This window comes from Brevundimonas sp. Leaf168, assembly GCF_001423685.1.
GTDB lineage: Bacteria > Pseudomonadota > Alphaproteobacteria > Caulobacterales > Caulobacteraceae > Brevundimonas > Brevundimonas vesicularis_C.
This window is the reverse complement of the sequence record NZ_LMOY01000001.1, coordinates 634,586-654,032: the sequence shown is the minus strand read 5'-3', so window position 1 is coordinate 654,032 and position 19,447 is coordinate 634,586. Positions and strand designations below refer to the sequence as shown.

The following is a 19,447-nucleotide window of genomic DNA, read 5'->3' as shown; positions in this document are numbered from 1 at the left end:
TATCCTCAATCGGACCTGGAACCGTAATCTTCTAACCGCCCCGACATTCTCCCGAAGGAGACGGGCGGAGGGTTGAACTTAGATCTGGTCGTCGAACTTCTTGGCCAGATCTTCGATGTTTTCGGGCGGCCAGTTCGGCACGTCCATGCCGAGGCTGAGGCCCATCGTCGTGAGAACTTCCTTGATCTCGTTCAACGACTTGCGGCCGAAGTTCGGGGTGCGAAGCATTTCGCCCTCGGTCTTCTGGATCAGGTCGCCGATGTAGACGATGTTGTCGTTCTTCAGGCAGTTGGCCGAACGAACCGACAGTTCCAGCTCGTCCACCTTTTTCAACAGCGCCGGGTTGAAGGGCAGGTCGGGCTTGCCGTCCGACTGCTCGACAGCCTTCTTGGGCTCTTCGAAGGTGATGAAGATCTGGAGCTGGTCCTGCAGGATGCGCGCGGCGTAAGCCACGGCGTCAACCGGCGTGACCGCACCGTTGGTTTCGACTTCCAGCAACAGCTTATCGTAGTCCAGCGACTGACCCTGACGGGTCGGCTCGACGCGGTAAGCCACCTTCTTGACCGGCGAATACAGGGCGTCGACGGCGATCAGGCCGATCGGCGCATCTTCCGGACGGTTCAGCTCGGCGGCGACGTAGCCCTTGCCGTTCTGGACGGTCAGTTCCATGCGCACCGATGCGCCGTCGTCCAGCGTGCAGATGACGTGGTCGGGGTTCAGAACCTCGATGTCCGCCGGCACGTCGATCTGGCCGGCCGTCACCGGACCGGGGCCCGTGGCGCGCAGGGTCATGCGCTTGGGGCCTTCGGCGTGCATACGCAGCGCCAGTTGCTTGATGTTCAGGACGATGTCGACCACGTCTTCGCGAACGCCTTCCAGCGACGAGAATTCATGAACGACGCCGTCGATCTGGATGGCCGTGACGGCCGCGCCTTGCAGCGAGGACAGCAGAACGCGACGGAGCGCGTTGCCGAGCGTCACGCCGAAGCCACGCTCGAGGGGTTCGGCCACCAGGCGCGCCTTGCGCTGGGCGTCGGAACCGATCTCGATCTGCGGCTTCTCGGGACGGATCAGCTCTTGCCAGTTTCTTTCGATCATTTTGTCCCTCGAACGGGTTTCGCCTGCTCCGGCCTTGTCGACGAGGCCATGGTGGAGCGGACGGAGATTGGGGGTGCCTTAGAACGCTATCGCTTAGACGCGACGACGCTTGGGCGGACGGCAACCATTGTGCGGCATCGGCGTGACGTCGCGGATGGTCGTGATCGTCAGACCGACCGACTGCAGCGCGCGCAGGGCCGATTCACGGCCGGAGCCCGGTCCCGAGACGTTCACTTCCAGCGTCTTCACGCCGTGTTCCTGGGCCTTCTTGCCAGCGTCTTCCGCAGCCATCTGAGCGGCGTAAGGGGTCGACTTACGCGAACCCTTGAAGCCCATGTGACCCGCCGAAGACCACGAGATCGCGTTGCCCTGGGCATCGGTGATCGTGATCATGGTGTTGTTGAACGAAGCATTCACGTGGGCGACGCCCGAGGTGATGTTCTTGCGCTCGCGCTTCTTTACGCGACCCGGTTCCTTGGCCATGTGTCTGTCTTACTTCTTCTTGCCGGCGATCGGCTTGGCGGGACCCTTGCGGGTGCGGGCGTTCGTGTGGGTGCGCTGACCGCGGACCGGCAGGCCCTTACGGTGACGCAGACCGCGATAGCAGGCCAGATCCATCAGACGCTTGATGTTCATCGACGTCTCGCGGCGCAGGTCGCCCTCGACGGTGTGATCCTTGTCGATCGTTTCGCGGATCGACAGGACTTCGGCGTCCGTCAGCTGGTTCACCCGGCGAGCGGGCTCGATGCCCACCTTCTCGGTGATGTCCTTGGCGGCGGCGGGGCCGATGCCATGGATATACTGAAGCGCGATCTCTACGCGCTTGTTGGTCGGGATGTTGACGCCAGCAATACGGGCCACGAAATTCTCCAGATACGCGTTAGTCAGACGCAACAAACGCTCCGGTTAACAAACCAGGAGCGTGGCGCCCTTCGCGGGAAGGCGCCCTTATACAGATGATTCACCGGGCGTCAACATCCGCTCCCGCGCGGCGCGGCTTCAGCGTGGTGGGCGGCCGAAATCTACGCCGACGGTGACCCGCTGACCCTCGACGGGGCGACCGTCTTCGGTCGGGGGCTGAAAGCGGAAATAGCCGGACACCTGCAAGCCGGCCGCGCCGAAGCCCAGACCGGGGGGCGTCTCTTGAACGACGCGGCAACCGTCCAGCCGGCTGTCCAGGCGAATAACGCAGGACAGTTCGACCCGGCCGTAACGGCTGCGGGCGCCCGGCGGATGATTGGCGCGAATCTGGCCGATGGTGGGGCCGGTGACCAGACGCGGTCCGGTCGAGCCGCTGCCGGGGCCAGACCCAGAGCCGACGCCGGATCCGCTGCCTGTCCCCTGCCCGCCCTGGCCGAAGCCGGGTTGCGGCGACAGCGACGGTGCGATCCCGACGACGGGCGCAGGCTCCGGCGCCTTGACAGGCGGGGCGGGAACTTCGCGCGGGCGTTCCTTGGGCGGAGGCGGCGGCGTGTGAATGACGGATGGCGCAGCGGGGGCGCCGCCGCCGGTCTCGGGTGCCGGGGGTTCGTTGGATATCAGCGGCGGCGGATCGTAGAGCACGACCTCAAACGGCGGCGGCTCGACTACGGGCGTCGGCGCCGGCCCCCTCACCTGTCCCAGCCACAGGAACAAGCCGATTTCCGCGACGGCGACGCCGACGAATATCCCCGCCATGCGCCAGCGACGCAGGCGGGTCTTTTGGGGTTTGGGATCGTCCAACTCAGTCATCAGGCGATCAACGCCCGAAAACGCAAATCAGGCCAGGGCCTCGTCGATCGCCTTGGCGACGGACTCGATCGAGCCCATGCCGTCGGCTTCGGTCAACTTGCCCTGGGCTTCATAGTAGGGAAGTAGCGGCGCGGTGTTGCGGTTGTAGGCCTCGAGCCGGACCTTGAAGGATTCGGGATTGTCGTCCGGACGGCCCTGTTCGGCGAAGCGCTTGGCGATCCGTTCGGTCAGGGCCGCGTCGTCGACCTTCAGGCGGACGACGGCGTCGATCTGAACACCGCGCTTGGCCAGCATCTCGTCCAGCGCCTCGGCCTGGGCCACGGTGCGGGGGAAGCCGTCAAAGATGGCGCCGCCGGCGGCCTCGGCCTCCGGCAGGCGATCCTCGATCAGGGCGATGACGATCTCGTCGGTGACCAGATCGCCGCGCGCCAGCACGTCCTTGACCTTGAGGCCCAGCTCCGAGCCCGAGGCGATGGCCGCGCGCAGCATGTCGCCGGTGGAGAGCTGGACCATGCCCTTCTCTTCCACCAGCCGCTTGGCCTGGGTGCCCTTGCCCGCCGCCGGCGGTCCGAACAGGATCAAGTTCATGCTTCAGCCCTCCCCTGGGCGTCTGACAACCTAAGACTTAGCGGCGAACGGGCGTGGGAGCGCCGCGACCGCCGCGACCACGCAGCTTGGCCTTCTTGATCAGGCCTTCGTACTGGTGCGCCAGCAGTTGGGACTGGATCTGGGCCACAGTGTCCATGGTGACCGAGACGACGATCAAGATAGACGTTCCGCCAAAGTACAGGCTGTTGCCGAACTGGCTGACGATGAACTCCGGCAGCAGGCAGACTGCGGTGATGTAGGCGGCGCCGATCACGGTCAGGCGGGTCAGGACATAGTCCAGATATTCCGCCGTGCGCTTGCCCGGACGGATGCCCGGGAGGAAGCCGCCGTATTTGCGCAGGTTCTCGGCCGTATCCTCGGGATTGAAGGTGATCGAGGTGTAGAAGAAGCAGAAGAAGACGATCAGGGCGGCATACAGCGCCATGAACAGCGGCTGGCCGTGCGTCAGCTGAGCCGTCACCAGCGGCAGCCAGCTCATCCAGCTGGGCAGGTCGGCGTTAGCCGTCATGGTCGCAACCGTCGTCGGCAGCATCAGCAGCGACGAGGCGAAGATCGGCGGGATCACGCCGGCGGTGTTGACCTTCAGCGGCAGGAACGAACGCTCGCCGCCGGCCATGCGGTTGCCTTCCTGGCGCTTCGGATACTGGATCAAAAGACGGCGCTGGGCGCGTTCCATGAAGACGATGAAGACCACGGTGGCCACGGCCAGGATGGCGATGAACAGCAGGGCGAAGGCCGACATCTGGCCTTGTTGGGCCAGGCCCAGCAGGCGGGCGATGGTGGACGGCAGGACCGCCACGATACCGGCGAAGATGATCAGCGAGATGCCGTTGCCGACGCCGCGCGCCGTCACCTGCTCACCCAACCACATCAGGAACATGGTGCCGCCGGTCAGGGTCACGACGGTCGAGATGATGAAGAAGATGCCGGGGTTGTCGACCAGGCCGGCCGTGCTGTTCAGGCCCGCGGCGATGCCGAAGGACTGCGCCAGCGCCAGGAACACCGTCAGATAACGCGTGTACTGGTTCAGCTGCTTGCGTCCGCTTTCGCCGCCTTCCTTCTTCAGCTTCTCCCAGGGCGGATACACCGTGCCCATCAGCTGCACGATGATCGAGGCCGAGATGTAGGGCATCACGTTCAGAGCGAAGATGGCCATACGCTCGACCGCGCCGCCCGAGAACATGTTGAACATGTCCAGGATGCCGCGCTGACCGTCCGGGTTCTGGAAGAACTGCAGGAAGGCCTGCGAGTTGATGCCCGGGATCGGGACATAGGTGCCGATGCGATAGACCAGAAGCGCGCCCAGCGTGAACAGCAGGCGTTTATGCAGCTCGGTCGCTTTCGCGAACGAGCCCATATTCATATTGGCGGCGAGTTGTTCTGCGGCCGAAGCCATTATGCGTCCCCACGACTGATTGAGTCGTCAGATAGGCGGAAAGCGGCCCTCATGCGAGGGCCGCTTCCGTTCTTTCGTCGTCGCAGATGTAATCAGGTCACGACCTAATCGCCGCGACGACGCGTGACTTAGGCTTTGGCGGCGGTGCGCTTGGTGCGGGCCGAGATTTTGTTCTCGTCGCCGCGCGGCGCCTTGGGAGCCGGAGCCTTGCCCTTGGCGGCGTTGCGCTTCTCGACTCGCGCGGCGGCCTTGGCTTCGGCTTCGATGCGTTGCTCGACGACCGAGCCGCCAGCGGCCTCGATGGCCTTCTTGGCGCCGGCGGTGGCCGACCAAACGACCAGGTTCAGCGCTTGCTTCAGTTCGCCGGTGCCCAGCAGACGCACGCCGTCCTTTACGCGACGGATCACGCCGGCGGCGACCAGGGCGTCGCCCTTCAGTTCGGACTTGGCGTCCAGCTTGCCGGCGTCTACGGCGTCTTGCAGGCGCCACAGGTTCACTTCAGCCAGCTTCAGAGCATTGGCGTTGTTGAAGCCGCGCTTGGGCATACGCATGTACAGCGGCATTTGGCCGCCTTCGAAGCCGCCGATGGCGACGCCCGAACGCGACTTCTGACCCTTGACGCCACGGCCAGCGGTCTTGCCCTTGCCCGAACCGGGGCCACGGCCGACGCGCATGCGCTTCTTGTGGGCGCCTTCGTTGTCGCGGATTTCGTTCAGTTTCATGTGCCTGATCCTTTCGGGTGCTAGCGCCCGGACATCGTCCGGACTCGGCTTGGAAAAATGAAGGGCCGCTGATAGGCGACCCTCTGGATATTCGCAAGTGCAGAAACGCCCTCCCCCGGGTTCGGGAGAGGGCGAAACGGCTTACTTTTCGACGATCTCGGTCAGGTGGGCGACCTTGGCGATCATCCCGCGAACCGAAGGCGTGTCTTCCAGGGTCGATTCACGACCCAAGCGGTTCAGGCCCAGGCCCACCAAGGTGGCGCGCTGGTCGTTCTTACGGCGGATCGGCGAACCGGTCTGCTTGACGGTGAGCGTTTTCTTCTCAGCCATGACTTAGGACTCCACGGCTTCGGGCGCCGAGGCGCCGTCGTTGCGGCGGCCCATCAGATCCGCGACCTTCTTGCCGCGCTTGGACGCGACTTGACGGGGCGAGGACTGGACCTTCAGCGCTTCGAACGTCGCGCGGATCATGTTGTAGGGGTTCGACGAACCGGTCGACTTGCCCACGACGTCCTGGACGCCGAGGGTTTCGAGCACGGCGCGCATCGGACCGCCCGCGATGACGCCGGTCCCGGGAGGGGCGGCGCGCATCATGATCTTGCCGGCGCCCCAACGGCCGTTGCCGTCGTGGTGCAGCGTGCGGTTCTCGCGCAGCGGAACGCGGATCATCGTCTTCTTGGCTTCTTCGGTCGCCTTGCGGATGGCTTCCGGCACTTCGCGCGCCTTGCCGTGACCGAAGCCGACGCGACCCTTGCCGTCGCCGACGACCATCAGAGCTGCGAAGCTGAAGCGACGGCCGCCTTTGACGGTGGCGGCGACGCGGTTGATGTGCACCAGCTTCTCGACGATGTCGGAATCCGGCCCATCAGCAGCGGGACCGTTGCGGTTGTCACGACGGTTGCGATCGTTGCCGCCGCCGCCGCGTTGGGGTTGTTGCGCCATCTGTCGCGTCCCTTAGAAGTTCAGGCCGGCTTCACGCGCGGCTTCCGCCAGCGCCTTCACCCGTCCATGATAGATGTACTCGCCACGGTCGAAGACGACGTCCTTGACGCCCTTCTCGATGGCGCGTTCGGCGATCAGCTTGCCGATCGCGGCGGCCGCAGCCGTGTCCGAACCGCGCTTGCCCTTGCCGCCTTCCAGCGACGAGGCAGCCACGACGGTCACGCCTTGGGCGTCGTCGATGATCTGGGCCGAGATGTTCTTGTCCGAACGGTAGACCGACAGACGCAGACGACCGTTGGCGACAGCCTTCAGGCGGCGACGCGTGCGCTCCGAGCGACGCTTGGCTTGTTGTCGAAGAGAAAGAGCCATGACTTACTTCTTCTTGCCTTCCTTGCGACGGACCTTCTCGCCCGCGTAACGGACGCCCTTGCCCTTGTAGGGCTCCGGCGGACGCAGCTTGCGGATGACCGAGGCGATCTGACCGACGGCTTGCTTGTCAGCGCCCGAGATCTTGATCTCGGTCTGCTTCGGCACAGCGAAGCTGACGCCGGCCGGCGGAGCGATATCGACTTCGTGCGAGAAGCCGAGTTGCAGCGAAAGGGCGTCGCCCTTCATCGCGGCGCGGTAACCCACGCCGACCAGCTCCAGCGACTTTTCGAAGCCCGTGGTGACGCCGACGACCATGTTGTCGACCAGGGTGCGCGACAGACCCCACATCGCGCGAGCGCGAGGCGTGTCCGAACGCGGCGTCAGCGACAGTTCGTCGCCTTCCTGCTTGACTTCGATCTCGTCGGCGACGGTCCAGGCGCTCTCGCCCTTGGGTCCCTTGACGGTGACGTTCTGGCCGTCGAGCGTGACAGTCACGCCCTTCGGCACGGCGATGGTTTTCTTGCCAATACGGGACATATCAGTAGACCCTGCAGAGGACTTCGCCGCCGACGTTAGCGTCGCGGGCGGAAGCGTCGGACATGACGCCCTTCGAAGTCGAGAGGATCGAGATGCCGAGGCCGTTCTTGACGGGCTTCAGATCGCCGATCGCCGAATAGACGCGGCGGCCCGGCTTGGACACGCGCGCGATCTCAGCGATGACGGGCTGACCGTCAAAGTACTTGAGCTCGATCTCGAACTGCGGAAACTCACCCGGGTTCTGAACCAGGTTGTAGCCGCGGATGTAGCCTTCGTCCTGCAGCACGTCGAGGACGCGCTGGCGCAGACGCGAGGCCGGGGTCAGCACCTTGGAACGCTTGCGGGTCGCCGCGTTCTTGATGCGAGCGATCATGTCGCTCAGGGGATCGTTGATCATCATGTCTGTTCGCTCCCCTTACCAGCTGGACTTCGTCAGGCCGGGAATCTGGCCCAGGTTGCCCAGTTCACGCAGCGCAATCCGGCTCATCTTGAGCTTGCGGTAGAACGCCCGCGGACGACCCGTCACTTCGCAGCGGTTGCGAATGCGGCTCGGCGCAGAGTTGCGCGGCAGTTCGGCCAGCTTCAGGCGCGCGTCGAAGCGCTCCTCCAGCGGCAGGTTTTCGTCGTTGGCGGTCGCCTTGAGGGCGGCCCGCTTCGCGGCATACTTCGCAACCAGGGCCTTGACGGCTTCATTGCGGTTTACGGCGCTTTTCTTAGCCATTGTGCTCTTCCCTTCCCGCTCAGTTCTTCACGAACGGGAACTTGAACTCGGTGAGGAGAGCCTTGGCTTCCTCATCGGTCTTGGCCGTGGTGCAGACGACAATGTCCATGCCCCACATCTGATCGATCTGGTCGTAGTTGATCTCCGGGAACACGATGTGCTCCTTCAGACCCGTGGCGTAGTTGCCGCGACCATCGAAGGACGTGCCCTTCAGACCACGGAAATCCTTCACGCGCGGCAGCGCGATCGTGATGAACCGGTCCAGGAACTCGTACATCTGGTCGCCACGCAGGGTGACCTTGCCGCCGATGACCATGCCTTCGCGCAGCTTGAAGCCGGCGATGGAGTTACGGGCCTTGGTGGCGACGGCCTTCTGACCGGCGATGGCGGTCAGATCCTTGAGGGCGGTGTTCGCCTTCTTGGAGTCTGCGACGGCTTCGCCGATGCCCATGTTCAGGACGATCTTGTCCAGCTTGGGCACCTGCATTTCGTTCGTGTAGCCGAACTTTTCTTTCATCACCTGGCGGATGCGAGCGTGATACTCGTCCTTGAGGCGCGGAGTGTACTTTTCGGTAGCCATCAGATGACGTCTCCCGTCGTCTTGGCGATGCGGACCTTCTTGTCCCCATCGATCTTGAAGCCGACGCGGGTCGCCTTGCCGTTGGCGTCGGCGATCGCGACGTTCGACAGGTGAAGCGAGGCTTCCTTGTTCTTGATGCCGCCCTGCGGGTCAGCCTGGCTCGGGCGCGTGTGGCGCTGAACCATGTTGACGCCTTCGACGAGGACGCGGTTTTCGGTGGGCAGGACTTTCAGCACGTTACCCGTGCGGCCTTTGTCCTTGCCGGTGAGGACGACGACGCGGTCGCCCTTCTTGATCTTGGCGGCCATGTTACAGGACCTCCGGAGCCAGCGAGATGATCTTCATGTGGTTCTTGGCGCGCAGTTCGCGAGGAACCGGGCCGAAGATCCGCGTGCCGACAGGCTCGTTCTGCTTGTTGACGATGACGGCGGCCGACTTGTCAAAGCGGATGACCGAGCCGTCCTTGCGTTGGATGTCCTTGGCGGTGCGCACGACGATGGCGCGAACGACGTCGCCCTTCTTCACACGGCCGCGCGGGATGGCTTCCTTCACGGAGGCGACGATTGTGTCGCCGATCGAGGCGTAGCGGCGCTTGGAGCCGCCCAACACCTTGATGCACATGACCCGGCGGGCGCCCGAATTATCGGCCACTTCCAGGTTAGTTTGCATCTGGATCATAAGATCAGATCCTTCTGATTACGAGGCGGAGGCGTTGGAAAGGACTTCCCAGCGCTTCAGTTTGGACTTGGGGGCGCACTCGACGATGCGAGCGATGTCGCCGACCTTGAGCGCGTTGGCTTCGTCGTGCGCGTGGTACTTCTTGGACGACCGGACGGTCTTCTTCAGAAGCGGGTGAAGCAGGGTGCGCTCCACCTTCACAACGACAGTCTTCTCGCCCTTGTCGGACACGACCACGCCTTCAAGAATTCGCTTGGGCATATTCGTTTCCTTACGAGGCCGCACGCTTCTCGCGCAGAAGCGTCGAGATGCGAGCGATGTCTTTGCGGACTTCACCAACGCGGTGAGTCTTTTCCATTTGGCCGGTGGCCGCCTGGAAGCGCAGGTTGAACTGTTCCTTCTTGAGCTTCAGCAGCTCGTCGGACAGTTGGTCGGTCGTTTGCGACCGCAGATCGGCGATCTTGGTCATTAGGCGGCAGCCTCCACATGCGCGACGCCGGCGTCGATACGGGTCACGACCTTGGTGCGGACCGGCAGCTTGGCGGCGCCGAGACGGAGTGCTTCGCGGGCGACATCGTCCGGCACGCCGTCGATTTCAAACAGGATACGGCCTGGGTGGCAACGCGCGGCCCAGTGGTCCACGGCGCCCTTGCCCTTACCCATCCGGACTTCGGCCGGCTTGCCCGTGACGGGCAGGTCGGGGAAGACGCGGATCCAGACGCGGCCCTGACGCTTCATCTGGCGAGTGATCGCGCGGCGAGCCGCTTCGATCTGACGCGCGGTGATGCGTTCCGGCTCCAGCGTCTTCAGGCCATACGACCCGAAGTTCAGCGAGAAACCGCCCTTGGCCGAGCCATGGATCCGGCCCTTGAAGGCCTTGCGGTATTTGGTCTTCTTCGGTTGCAACATGACTTAGTTCTCACGTCCCCGGTCGCGACGCGGACCGCGGTCGCCACGGGGGCCGCCGCGTTCGCGGCCTTCGTTCGAGGACGGACCCGACGCTTCCTGGGCCCAACGCTTGTCCTGCGCCATGGGATCGTGCTCCAGCACTTCACCCTTAAAGACCCAGACCTTCACGCCGATGATGCCGTAGGTCGTCTTGGCTTCATAGAAACCATAGTCGATGTCGGCGCGCAGCGTGTGAAGCGGCACGCGACCTTCGCGGTACCATTCCATACGAGCGATTTCCGCGCCGCCCAGACGACCCGAGACATTCATACGAATACCCTTGGCGCCCAGGCGCATGGCCGACTGCATCGAACGCTTCATGGCGCGACGGAAAGCCACGCGGCGCTCCAGCTGCTGCGCGATGTTCTCGGCGATCAGCTGCGCATCGGTTTCCGGCTTGCGGACTTCGATGATGTTCAGGTGAACTTCACCCTCGGTGCGCGCCGAGATGTCCTTGCGGAGCTTCTCGATGTCAGCGCCCTTCTTGCCGATCACGACGCCCGGACGGGCGGCGTAGATGGTGATGCGGCACTTCTTGTGCGGGCGCTCGATGATGATGCGCGACACGCCGGCGGCGGCCAGGCGTTCCCGCAGCCACTCGCGCAGCTTCAGGTCCTGGTGCAGCAGGCGGGAGTAGTCGGCGCCGGCGGCGAACCAGCGGCTGTCCCACGTGCGGTTCACGCCGAGGCGCAGACCGACCGGATTGATTTTCTGTCCCATCAGGCGGCCTCGCCGGCTTCACGGACCACGATGGTGATCTCGCTGAACGGTTTCAGGATGCGCGACGAACGACCGCGAGCACGGCTCGCGAAACGCTTCATCACCAGGTTCTTGCCCACGAAGGCCTCGGCGACGACGAGATTGTCGATGTCGAGGTTGTGGTTGTTCTCGGCGTTCGAGATCGCCGAATACAGGACCTTGCGGACGTCGCCAGCGATGCGCTTACGGCTGAATTCCAGCTCGTTCAGCGCCTTCTGGACCGGCATGCCGCGGATCGAAGCGGCGACCAGGTTCAGCTTTTGCGGGCTGATACGCACGTTGACCAGCTTGGCGCGGGCCTCGGTCGGGGCGACCCGACGCTCGTTTTTTGTCTGGGCCATCAGTTACTTCCTTTTGGCCTTCTTGTCCGCCGCGTGACCCGGGAAGTTCCGGGTCGGGGCAAACTCGCCGAGCTTCATGCCGACCATCTCTTCCGAGACCGACACGGGCACGTGCTTCTGACCGTTATGGACGCCGAACGTCAGACCGACGAACTGCGGCAGGATGGTGGAGCGGCGCGACCAGGTCTTGATCACGTCCTTGCGGCCCGACGATTGAACGGCGTCGGCCTTCTTGAGCAGATACCCGTCGACAAACGGGCCTTTCCAGGAGGAGCGGGCCATTCTTAGCGAGCCTTCTTAACGTGGCGGGTACGGATGATATACTTGTCCGTAGCCTTGTTCTTGCGGGTACGAGTGCCCTTGGTGTCCTTGCCCCACGGCGTGACGGGGGTACGACCACCAGAGGTCCGGCCTTCACCACCACCATGCGGGTGGTCGATCGGGTTCATGGCGACGCCGCGAACGTGCGGACGCCAGCCCATGTGACGCTTGCGACCAGCCTTGCCCAGGTTCTGGTTCATGTGATCGGGATTCGACACCGCGCCCACCGTGGCGATGCAGCCGTCCAGGACCATGCGCAGTTCGCCCGAGCCGAGACGGATCTGGGCGTAGCCCTGATCGCGACCGACCAGCTGGGCGTAGGCGCCGGCCGAACGGGCCAGCTGGGCGCCCTTGCCCGGCTTCATTTCGATGTTGTGGATGATCGTACCCACCGGCATCGAACGGAGCGGCATGGCGTTGCCCGGCTTCACGTCGGTCTTTTCGCCCGCGACGATCGTGTCGCCCGCCTTAAGGCGTTGCGGCGCGATGATGTAGGTCTTCTCGCCGTCCTCGTAGGTCACGAGAGCGATGAAGGCCGTGCGGTTCGGATCGTATTCCAGACGCTCGACCGTGCCGACCATGTCCCACTTGCGACGCTTGAAGTCGATCTTGCGGTACAGGGTCTTGGCGCCGCCGCCACGGAAGCGGACCGCGATGCGACCGCCCTGCCCGCGTCCGCCCGACTTGGTCAGGCCTTCGGTCAGCGACTTTTCCGGACGGCCCTTGTGGAGTTCCGAACGGTCAACCAGCACGAGGGCGCGACGGCCCGGCGAGGTCGGATTGTAATGTTTCAAGGCCATCTGATCAGAGCCCCGTGGTGACGTCGATCGACTGGCCGTCAGCCAGCGTCACGATCGCTTTTTTGATGTCGACCCGGCGACCCAGGATACCCCGGAAGCGCTTGGTCTTGCCCTTTTGAACCAGGGTGTTGACCTTCAGGACGTTGACTTTGAACAGGCTTTCGACCGCAGCGGCGATCTCGTCCTTGGTCGCCGTGTCGGCGACGCGGAAGACGACCTTGTTCTGCTCGGACAGGATCGTGGCCTTTTCGGTGATCACCGGGGCCAGGATGGTGTCGTAGTGCTTGGCGGTAGGTTGAGCGGCCATTACGCGGCTTCCTTATCGCTGAAGCGGGCTTCGATGGCCTCGATGGCGGCCTTCGTCAGCACCAGCTTGTCAGCCCGCAGGATGTCATAGACGTTCAGGCCGGCGTTCGGCAGCACGTCGATGTGCGGGATGTTGCGTGCGGCCAGGCCGAAGTTCGCATCGACTTCGGGACCCGCGATGATGAGCGCCTTGGTCCAGCCCAGCTTGCCGAGCGTTTCGCGCAGCGAAGCGGTCTTGGCTTCCTTGACCGAGACGGTGTCGACCACGATCAGGTCGCCCGACTTGGCCTTGGAGGACAGGGCGTGACGCAGAGCCAGCGCGCGGATCTTCTTCGGCAGCGAGAAGCCGTGATCGCGAACGATCGGGCCGAAGGCGCGCGAACCGCCGACGAACTGCGGTGCACGGCGCGAACCGTGACGAGCGCCGCCGGTGCCCTTTTGCTTGTACATCTTCTTACCCGTACGAGAGTTCTCGTTGCGGGTCTGAACCTTGTGCGTACCGGCGCGGCGCTTGGCCAGTTGCCAGTTGACGGTGCGGGCCAGGATGTCGCCGCGGATGTCGGAGATGCCGAAGACGGCGTCCGACAGTTCCACGTCGCCAGCAGCCTTGCCGTCGAGTTGGATGACAGAGAGTTTCATTACGCTTCACCGCCTTCGGTCGCTTCGACAGGGGCTTCTTCAGCCGGGGTCGAGGCGGGTTGAGCAGCAGACTTGCTCGACTTCAGCGCGCCGGGGAACGGAGCGTCGGCCGGGCGAGCCTTCTTGATGGCGTCGCGAACCTTGACGTAGCTGCCGTCGTGACCGGGGACAGCGCCCTTGATCAGGATCAGGCCACGCTCGGCGTCCACGCGGACGACGGTCAGGTTCTGGGTGGTGACGGTCTCGGCGCCGTAGTGGCCGGCCATCTTCTTGCCGGGGAACGTGCGACCCGGGTCCTGACGGTTACCCGTCGAACCGTGCGAACGGTGCGAGACCGAAACGCCGTGGGTGGCGCGAAGGCCGCCGAAGTTCCAGCGCTTCATGGCGCCGGCGAAACCCTTACCGATGGTCTCGCCCTGGATGTCGACCTTCTGGCCCACCAGGAAGTGTTCGGCCGACAGTTCGGCGCCCACGTCCAGCAGACCGTCCGCATCGACGCGGAACTCGGTCACATAGGCTTTCGGTTCGACTTCCGCCTTGGCGAAGGTCTCGCGTTGAGCCTTGTTGGTGTTCTTAGCCTTCTTCGTGCCAGCGCCCAGCTGGAGAGCGACGTAGCCGTCACGCTCCTGGGTACGTTGGCCGACGACTTGGCAGCCGTCGAGCTGCAGCACAGTGACCGGTACGTGCGCGCCGTCATCGGCGAACACGCGGGTCATGCCCAGCTTCTTGGCGATCACGCCCGTGCGCATCGGATCCCGCCTCTTTCTACTTTAAATCTTGATCTCGACGTCCACGCCGGCGGACAGGTCGAGCTTCATGAGCGCGTCCACGGTCTGCGGGGTGGGGTCGACGATGTCGAGCACGCGTTTGTGCGTGCGGATTTCAAACTGCTCACGCGACTTCTTATCGACGTGCGGAGAGCGGTTCACGGTGAACTTCTCGATCAGGGTCGGCAGCGGAATCGGACCGCGAACGGTCGCGCCGGTGCGCTTGGCGGTATTAACGATCTCGCGCGTCGAAAAATCGAGGACGCGGTGATCAAAGGCCTTGAGCCTGATGCGGATGCTTTGATCCATATCGGTGCTTACTTCCAATGCGGTCGGAGGACCGCGTCCCTGTGAACCATTTCAAAGACCGAAGGCCTTCGGGCAAAAAGCCCTCAGGGAACGCAAATCCGCAAAAACGATCGGCCCACGCAGTCGCCCGCGAAGGCCGTTGATATCCCAAGAAGCTGCAAAGAACAGTGACTTAGGTCGTTCTTGCGAACCGCGTTTGCAGCGAACTGCACAGCCGGTCCAACAAGAGTGGTGGCTTATGCCTATCGATTCTGATTTCGTCAAGCGCGCAAACCCGGGCTGAGACAGTATTTCGACGTGGTCTTTCCCGAGGGCTGCGCACGGCGCGACGACACATTCGGCGGCGACGTCGGCGCGTTGCACACCCTCTTTATAGTGGATGAGCGCGACTGCGGCGCGCGCTTAACGACTTGCCCCACAGATCGCCAAGTCGTGACACATTCTCGCCGCAACGCGTGGCTGTTGCGCAACAACCTTGCGATCCCAAGCCAATCGAACGTCGGTTTATTGCTCCGCTTCGTTTTAGCCTGATAGCAGCGCCCCTCCCCGGACCCCCATCCGGGTGCAGACTGCTAAGGACAAAAGAAAAATGAAGACGATCCTCCTCGCCACGGCCGCCGCCGCCGCCCTGTTCGCCGCCCCGGCCTTCGCTCAAGACGCCATCGGTTCGATCGGCGTGACCTATTCCAACCCGTCCATCGAAGTCGCTGGCGACGACGTCGACGCCGACGTCTGGACCGTTGACGGCTCGGTCGCCCTGCCGGCCCAGGACTGGACCGTGACCCTGAACGGCGCGATCGACTACACCAAGGCCTTTGGCGAAGAAGACGTCACCGGCGCCGCCGCCGCTCACCTGACCAAGATGTGGTCCTCCGACGTTCGCGCCGGCGCCTTCGTCGCCGCCAACGGCATCGGCAGCGGCAATGAGCCGATCTGGACCGTCGGCGCAGAAGCGCAGAAGTACCTGTCGAACGCCACCCTGACCGGCCAAGTCGCCTACACGACCGCTGACAACGTGGACGCCGACATCTGGACCGTCGGCGCCGACGCCGTCTTCTACGTCATGCCGAACCTGCGCCTGAACGCGGGCATCGCCTACAACAACGTCGACTTCTCGGGCGGCGACACCGACGCCTGGACCTACGGCGTGGGCGCCGAATACGAGTTCGAGAACACCCCGTTCTCGCTGGGCGCCGCCTACACCCGCGCCGACATCGATTCGCTGGACGTCGACACTTGGTCGGTCGGCCTGCGCTATTCGTTCGGCGGCGGTCTGCAAGCGCGTGACCGCGCCGGCGCCAACCTGGGCGTCTCGGCCATCTCCAGCGTCCTGAGCGTCTTCTAAGCGTCTCGGACCTGATCCATGCGAAGAGCCCCGGCGGAGCAATCCGCCGGGGCTTTTTGTTTGGCCGGAAAAGACCCCCGGGGTTCCACGACCGGGGGCCTTCTCGTCGCTCGGGTCTTACTGCCCGATCTGCAAGGTTCCCGATCCGACGACGGAGCGAGAGACCGATCCCGTGGCCGAGGCGACGCGGACGCTGCCCGATCCGGCGATCGCCACGTCCAGGTCGCGCGTGGCGCCGCCGTAGCGGACATCGCCCGAGCCGCCGATGGCGACCGACAGCTTGTCCATTCGGCCCTGCCGCACATTCACACCGCCCGAGCCGCCGATGGACAGTTCGCTGCGTCCGCCGGCGCTGGCCACCTCGACATTGCCCGATCCACCGACGGCCGCCTTCAGGGTTCCGGTTGCTCCGGCCGAGATGGAGCCAGACCCGCCGACGCTGGCGTTCAGCGATCGAGACGTGCCCGTGCGGATCGCGCCTGATCCGCCAAGGCCCAGCTCCACATCGCCGTCCACATTGGCCACGTTCCAGTTGCCGCAGCCGCCATTGTCCAACTCGACCGATCGCGCGCCGCGTCCGACCGAGCCGAAGACCGCGCCGCTGGCGCTGACATCCACGACGCGCGGCGTGCGCACTACGATCAAAGGCGCGTCTTCCAGACGGATGCGGCCCAGGTCGCGCACCTCGACCGTCGCGCCCTGCCCGGGCTGGCTCGCATCGCTGCGGCCGGAGTTGCAGCCGCGAATGGCGCTGTTGCCGCCCCACATGCCGTTACGGCGCAGGCCGCCGTCGATCTTGACGTCATTGCCGTCGCGGCGAACCTGGATGGCCGGCAGACGCGTCTGGCCTTGCGTGACCTCGACGCCGATATCCTGACGATCCTCGACGATGACCACCACGCGGGCGACGGCGTTGCGGATCTCGACCTCGGCGGCCGAAGCGGGCGCGGCGACGAACCCGGTCAGGGTGGCGACGGCGGCGGCGGCGATCAGTGCGGTTTTCATGAGCGGTGTTCCCTTCCCGAATGTGAGCAGAAGGTGCGCGTCGCCCGCGCCCAAGTCATTTTAACTCGAGGTCATGAACTCGAATTAACGCCCCGAGCTCATGACGTCGCGTTCAGCGCGCCCGCGCCGTCCGCCGCGCCGATCTCCGGCTCGAAGTCGCGCTCGAAATTGGCGATCTTGCTCTTCATCGCGCCCGCCTTCTTCAGCGCCAGCGACGCGGCCCAGCGCGCCGCCAGCTCCGGCGTCGTCATGCCGTCGGTGAAGCGCGGCCGCCCGCCCCGGCTGCGGATCACCGCATTGGTGAACAGCGCCCCGTTCCTGAACCGCGACGGCCAGGTCTGGAAATCCATCGACAGGCTGACGCAAAAGCGATCCAGATTCTCCACCCGGTGCGGCGCATACAGCGGCCAGGTCAGGGCGCGGCCTGGCTCCAGATCCATGACCTGCGCATCCTGTTCGAACGCCAGCGTGTAAGGCAGCTCTTCGGTCGTTTGGCGCGCGACCACCTGTTCCATGTTTCGCTCGGGCAGATGCCCCTCGTCACCGGGATAGACGAACAGCCGCTTGCGCCCACGCAGATGAAACAACATCACGCCCGCCGCGTCGAAATGATAGGGCACGCGCGCCTTGGGCGACGACAGGATCAGCTGCCCCGCGTTCCGCACCGCCCGCATCCCCGGGTAGGTCGCCTGGATCGCCGCGAAATCCTTCATCGCCGCCGCCCACAGCTCGGGCCAGCCGGTCTCGACCCCGCGCAGATTGACCCACAGCCGACCCTGTTTGATCGCCTCCAGCAGCTCCTCACCTGACAGCCGCCCGCGCGCGCCGGTGCGCAAGGACACCTGCCCCTCCTCGTCGTAGTCATACAGGTTGATGTCGAACAGCTCGGCCGGATAGCGATCCAGCACGGCGGCCAGCGCCGCGTCCTCGGCGAATCCTTGCTCGATCAGAGTGTGGGCGTGGGTCTTGGCCTCGGCGATCGGGCCCGGATAGCGTGTGCGGCGTTGGGTCATGCCGATGTCCTCAAACGTGGGCGACGCGCGCCGGCGTCTTCTTCTTGGCGGCCGCCTTCTGGACAGCCGACCGTGCGGCGACCGCCGCGCCCCTCAGCCGCCCGACGGGCGTCGCCTCGCACGCTTCGATGGTGGCCCAGCGCCGACGCAGGGACGCCCGCACCGCCTCGCCGCGTCCGCCCGCCCTGTTCAGCGCCGCGACCGTGATGTCGCCTAGCGCCTGGATCACGCCCGGCTGCATCACCACGGCTTCGCGCACCGTCTGGCGGGCGTTGACGAAGTATTTCTTGTAGGTCTCGCCCTCGAAGCCGAAGTCGAACACCCGGAAGCCCTCGGCCGCCGCCAGCCGCATTGTGTCCATGCTGAGCAGGATGCCCGGCGAACACCGCGCCAGCGTCGGCTCATAGGCCGGGAACCAGAAATGGTAATGCCGCCCGGCATGCAGCGAGAACTCGGTCGCCACCAGCTTGTCGCCCGCATGCATGGCCGCCATCGAGGCGCCGAAGCCTTCTCGCGCCTCGCTCATCAGAGCGTGCAGCAGATCCCGCGTCCAGCCGCAGGCGAAGATGTCATGCAGGCCCGAGCGCCGATACTGCGCCGCCTTCAGCGCGATCAGATGATCCAGCAGCGCCGGATCTCTGAGACCCCGCTCCACCCGGATCGGCCCCAGTTCGGCCTCCAGGCTGCGGCGCGCCCGCTCCTTGTCCTTGAAGTATTTGCCAAAGGTCTTGCGTCGCTCGGCGTACCAGTCGTCATAGCCCGCCTCGGGCATGGCCACCTGCACCGTCTCACGCGCTTGGCCGGTTTCGCCTGCGCCGATCCAGCCGGGCACGTTCAGCCGCTTGGCGCTCAACAGCCGCGCCACGTCTTCCAGCGTGATCGTCTCGTCCGCCGGGGCGATCACGCCGTGATAGTCGTTCATCGGCGCGCCAAGCGGCTGCACCGCTCCGCCGCGTCGCTGATGCGGGAAGAAGCCGACGATCTCACCGTCTCGCCGGAACACGGCGATCGCAGCACCGGGGCAGACCCGCGAGGCGACCTCGGCATAATCCCAGCGGAAATAGGGGCTGGCCAGATCGGGATTGCCAGCCGTCCACGCACGCCACAGGGCGACGGCGGCGGCATCCATCGCCGCCGCGTCCATGATCTCGACCTGCAGCATTCCGGCCATACGCATCCTCTCGGGGCCTTGCGCAGCAAGGTCCATTCCACATCGCACCCTGCCCTATGCGCGTTTCATCAGGGTTCACCGTCATGGTGAATGCACGTTGAAGGAGCCGCGGTCGCCCTGGCGCGTTTGAGTGACCCAAGGAGAAGACCATGACCGATCAACGCCCTGACAGCAAAGCCGTCGAGAACGAGAACCTGCGGCCGGATGCCGACGGCCAGCCGCCGCGCCCGGCGACCGAGCCCAAGGGTTCAAAGGATTCGTCCAACTCCGGCGAAACCGAAACCGACCCCGCGACCGGCGAACCCAACTGAACACCGACCGCCTGCACTCACCGTCTCGA

Annotated in this window: 32 protein-coding genes; 2 read left to right on the top strand and 30 right to left on the bottom strand. The window is 64.7% G+C overall.

The annotated features are described in order from the left end of the window. Nucleotides 1-78: 78 nt before the first annotated feature. The 27 genes from ASF81_RS03250 to rpsJ all read right to left on the bottom strand — a co-directional run bounded on the left by ASF81_RS03250 (nt 79) and on the right by rpsJ (nt 14,573). Nucleotides 79-1,098: a DNA-directed RNA polymerase subunit alpha gene (locus ASF81_RS03250; protein WP_017506040.1), complete on the bottom strand. Its 1,020-nt coding sequence runs from the start codon at nt 1,096-1,098 to the stop codon at nt 79-81. Nucleotides 1,099-1,191: 93 nt separating this feature from the next. Then, nucleotides 1,192-1,581, bottom strand: coding sequence for a 30S ribosomal protein S11 (gene rpsK / locus ASF81_RS03245; RefSeq protein ID WP_013268944.1), 390 nt, complete (start codon nt 1,579-1,581; stop codon nt 1,192-1,194). 9 nt (nt 1,582-1,590) lie between these two features. After that, nucleotides 1,591-1,959, bottom strand: a complete 369-nt coding sequence (gene rpsM, locus ASF81_RS03240) for a 30S ribosomal protein S13 (RefSeq protein WP_026108555.1) — start codon at nt 1,957-1,959, stop codon at nt 1,591-1,593. 138 nt (nt 1,960-2,097) lie between these two features. After that, on the bottom strand, nt 2,098-2,829 hold the full coding sequence (locus ASF81_RS03235; RefSeq protein ID WP_055804623.1) for an energy transducer TonB: 732 nt from the start codon (nt 2,827-2,829) through the stop codon (nt 2,098-2,100). 27 nt (nt 2,830-2,856) lie between these two features. Continuing rightward, entirely contained in the window at nt 2,857-3,417 is a 561-nt protein-coding gene (locus tag ASF81_RS03230) for an adenylate kinase (protein WP_055804620.1), read from the bottom strand. Nucleotides 3,418-3,454: 37 nt separating this feature from the next. Beyond that, nucleotides 3,455-4,834, bottom strand: a complete 1,380-nt coding sequence (secY, locus tag ASF81_RS03225) for a preprotein translocase subunit SecY (RefSeq protein ID WP_017506043.1) — start codon at nt 4,832-4,834, stop codon at nt 3,455-3,457. Between the two features lie 128 nt (nt 4,835-4,962). After that, nucleotides 4,963-5,556: a 50S ribosomal protein L15 gene (rplO, locus tag ASF81_RS03220; protein ID WP_055804617.1), complete on the bottom strand. Its 594-nt coding sequence runs from the start codon at nt 5,554-5,556 to the stop codon at nt 4,963-4,965. Nucleotides 5,557-5,697: 141 nt separating this feature from the next. Continuing rightward, on the bottom strand, nt 5,698-5,886 hold the full coding sequence (gene rpmD / locus ASF81_RS03215) for a 50S ribosomal protein L30 (RefSeq protein ID WP_055753396.1): 189 nt from the start codon (nt 5,884-5,886) through the stop codon (nt 5,698-5,700). Between the two features lie 3 nt (nt 5,887-5,889). After that, on the bottom strand, nt 5,890-6,498 hold the full coding sequence (gene rpsE / locus ASF81_RS03210; RefSeq protein WP_055753395.1) for a 30S ribosomal protein S5: 609 nt from the start codon (nt 6,496-6,498) through the stop codon (nt 5,890-5,892). Nucleotides 6,499-6,510: 12 nt separating this feature from the next. Further along, nucleotides 6,511-6,867: a 50S ribosomal protein L18 gene (gene rplR, locus ASF81_RS03205; protein WP_008259637.1), complete on the bottom strand. Its 357-nt coding sequence runs from the start codon at nt 6,865-6,867 to the stop codon at nt 6,511-6,513. Between the two features lie 3 nt (nt 6,868-6,870). Then, nucleotides 6,871-7,404, bottom strand: coding sequence for a 50S ribosomal protein L6 (rplF, locus tag ASF81_RS03200; protein WP_055753394.1), 534 nt, complete (start codon nt 7,402-7,404; stop codon nt 6,871-6,873). A 1-nt stretch (nt 7,405) separates the two neighbouring features. Further along, on the bottom strand, nt 7,406-7,804 hold the full coding sequence (rpsH, locus tag ASF81_RS03195; protein ID WP_008262310.1) for a 30S ribosomal protein S8: 399 nt from the start codon (nt 7,802-7,804) through the stop codon (nt 7,406-7,408). Nucleotides 7,805-7,819: 15 nt separating this feature from the next. After that, on the bottom strand, nt 7,820-8,125 hold the full coding sequence (rpsN, locus tag ASF81_RS03190) for a 30S ribosomal protein S14 (protein ID WP_055753393.1): 306 nt from the start codon (nt 8,123-8,125) through the stop codon (nt 7,820-7,822). Nucleotides 8,126-8,144: 19 nt separating this feature from the next. After that, nucleotides 8,145-8,705 (bottom strand): 50S ribosomal protein L5, encoded by a 561-nt coding sequence (rplE, locus tag ASF81_RS03185; RefSeq protein ID WP_017506049.1) that lies wholly within the window; start codon nt 8,703-8,705, stop codon nt 8,145-8,147. Continuing rightward, nucleotides 8,705-9,013, bottom strand: a complete 309-nt coding sequence (gene rplX / locus ASF81_RS03180) for a 50S ribosomal protein L24 (RefSeq protein ID WP_039248554.1) — start codon at nt 9,011-9,013, stop codon at nt 8,705-8,707. The genes rplE and rplX overlap by 1 nt, the downstream gene beginning before the upstream one ends. 1 nt (nt 9,014) lies before the next feature. Then, nucleotides 9,015-9,383 (bottom strand): 50S ribosomal protein L14, encoded by a 369-nt coding sequence (rplN, locus tag ASF81_RS03175; protein WP_003164378.1) that lies wholly within the window; start codon nt 9,381-9,383, stop codon nt 9,015-9,017. A gap of 18 nt (nt 9,384-9,401) precedes the next feature. Beyond that, a complete protein-coding gene (gene rpsQ / locus ASF81_RS03170; RefSeq protein ID WP_017506051.1) occupies nt 9,402-9,644 on the bottom strand; it encodes a 30S ribosomal protein S17 in 243 nt (80 codons plus the stop codon). 10 nt (nt 9,645-9,654) lie between these two features. Next, a complete protein-coding gene (rpmC, locus tag ASF81_RS03165; protein WP_008263673.1) occupies nt 9,655-9,852 on the bottom strand; it encodes a 50S ribosomal protein L29 in 198 nt (65 codons plus the stop codon). Further along, the gene (rplP, locus tag ASF81_RS03160; protein ID WP_017506052.1) at nt 9,852-10,292 is read right to left on the bottom strand and encodes a 50S ribosomal protein L16; all 441 of its coding nucleotides are present in this window, start codon (nt 10,290-10,292) and stop codon (nt 9,852-9,854) included. The genes rpmC and rplP overlap by 1 nt, the downstream gene beginning before the upstream one ends. 3 nt (nt 10,293-10,295) lie before the next feature. After that, on the bottom strand, nt 10,296-11,051 hold the full coding sequence (rpsC, locus tag ASF81_RS03155; protein WP_017506053.1) for a 30S ribosomal protein S3: 756 nt from the start codon (nt 11,049-11,051) through the stop codon (nt 10,296-10,298). Next, nucleotides 11,051-11,431: a 50S ribosomal protein L22 gene (gene rplV / locus ASF81_RS03150; RefSeq protein ID WP_017506054.1), complete on the bottom strand. Its 381-nt coding sequence runs from the start codon at nt 11,429-11,431 to the stop codon at nt 11,051-11,053. Before rplV ends, rpsC begins: the two co-directional genes overlap by 1 nt. Before the next feature lie 3 nt (nt 11,432-11,434). Beyond that, the gene (gene rpsS, locus ASF81_RS03145) at nt 11,435-11,713 is read right to left on the bottom strand and encodes a 30S ribosomal protein S19 (RefSeq protein ID WP_017506055.1); all 279 of its coding nucleotides are present in this window, start codon (nt 11,711-11,713) and stop codon (nt 11,435-11,437) included. Nucleotides 11,714-11,715: 2 nt separating this feature from the next. Continuing rightward, nucleotides 11,716-12,552: a 50S ribosomal protein L2 gene (gene rplB / locus ASF81_RS03140; protein WP_055753391.1), complete on the bottom strand. Its 837-nt coding sequence runs from the start codon at nt 12,550-12,552 to the stop codon at nt 11,716-11,718. 4 nt (nt 12,553-12,556) lie between these two features. Then, a complete protein-coding gene (locus ASF81_RS03135; RefSeq protein WP_008260292.1) occupies nt 12,557-12,859 on the bottom strand; it encodes a 50S ribosomal protein L23 in 303 nt (100 codons plus the stop codon). Further along, nucleotides 12,859-13,497: a 50S ribosomal protein L4 gene (gene rplD / locus ASF81_RS03130; protein ID WP_055804613.1), complete on the bottom strand. Its 639-nt coding sequence runs from the start codon at nt 13,495-13,497 to the stop codon at nt 12,859-12,861. The genes ASF81_RS03135 and rplD overlap by 1 nt, the downstream gene beginning before the upstream one ends. Continuing rightward, entirely contained in the window at nt 13,497-14,246 is a 750-nt protein-coding gene (gene rplC / locus ASF81_RS03125; protein ID WP_039248546.1) for a 50S ribosomal protein L3, read from the bottom strand. The genes rplD and rplC overlap by 1 nt, the downstream gene beginning before the upstream one ends. Before the next feature lie 21 nt (nt 14,247-14,267). After that, a complete protein-coding gene (gene rpsJ / locus ASF81_RS03120; RefSeq protein WP_003164367.1) occupies nt 14,268-14,573 on the bottom strand; it encodes a 30S ribosomal protein S10 in 306 nt (101 codons plus the stop codon). A 589-nt stretch (nt 14,574-15,162) separates the two neighbouring features. On the opposite strand from rpsJ, the gene ASF81_RS03115 reads away from it, so the two are divergent. Next, entirely contained in the window at nt 15,163-15,918 is a 756-nt protein-coding gene (locus ASF81_RS03115; protein WP_055804611.1) for a porin, read from the top strand. Between the two features lie 117 nt (nt 15,919-16,035). Here the strand turns inward: ASF81_RS03115 and ASF81_RS03110 are convergent, their stop codons facing one another. From ASF81_RS03110 to ASF81_RS03100, 3 genes are all read right to left on the bottom strand, one after another. Beyond that, nucleotides 16,036-16,923, bottom strand: a complete 888-nt coding sequence (locus ASF81_RS03110; RefSeq protein ID WP_055804608.1) for a DUF2807 domain-containing protein — start codon at nt 16,921-16,923, stop codon at nt 16,036-16,038. Between the two features lie 98 nt (nt 16,924-17,021). Next, the gene (locus tag ASF81_RS03105) at nt 17,022-17,936 is read right to left on the bottom strand and encodes a hypothetical protein (RefSeq protein ID WP_055804605.1); all 915 of its coding nucleotides are present in this window, start codon (nt 17,934-17,936) and stop codon (nt 17,022-17,024) included. A gap of 10 nt (nt 17,937-17,946) precedes the next feature. Beyond that, nucleotides 17,947-19,113, bottom strand: coding sequence for a GNAT family N-acetyltransferase (locus ASF81_RS03100; protein WP_235559196.1), 1,167 nt, complete (start codon nt 19,111-19,113; stop codon nt 17,947-17,949). Between the two features lie 143 nt (nt 19,114-19,256). Here ASF81_RS03100 and ASF81_RS15215 point away from each other — a divergent pair, with 143 nt between their 5' ends. Further along, nucleotides 19,257-19,418: a hypothetical protein gene (locus ASF81_RS15215; protein WP_165117191.1), complete on the top strand. Its 162-nt coding sequence runs from the start codon at nt 19,257-19,259 to the stop codon at nt 19,416-19,418. The last annotated feature ends 29 nt before the right edge of the window (nt 19,419-19,447 follow it).